1 pseudogene is annotated in these 267 nt (G+C 67.0%); it reads left to right on the top strand.

From position 1 onward, the window contains the following. Window positions 1-173: pseudogene (locus SB754_RS20650) on the top strand (VOC family protein); the annotation flags it as partial. Window positions 174-267: the final 94 nt, after the last annotated feature.

Genomic DNA, 267 nt, shown 5'->3' with positions numbered 1-267 from the left:
CCGGCGCCGTAATCCGTGAGCCGCTGACCACCTTTGTCAGCGGTGACAGGTACGCCAGCATCCGCGATCCGTTCGGGGTGCGCTGGTCCGTGCTCACCCGGGTGGAGGACCTGTCCGAGGAGGAAAGCTCCCGGCGGGTGGCCGAATGGGCGGCGCAGCAGCAAAACACATAATCGGAAGTCAGGCCGGCTGGCTGCCCCTACTGGAAGTCGGCGAGCCAGAGGTCGGGGCCGAAGACCTCGTACTGGATGTCCCGTGCCGGAACCC

The sequence above is a fragment of the Leifsonia sp. SIMBA_070 genome (assembly GCF_046534635.1).
Taxonomy (GTDB): Bacteria; Actinomycetota; Actinomycetes; order Actinomycetales; family Microbacteriaceae; genus Leifsonia.
The sequence above is the reverse complement of the archived record's forward strand: the minus strand, read 5'-3'. Positions and strand labels throughout refer to the sequence as shown.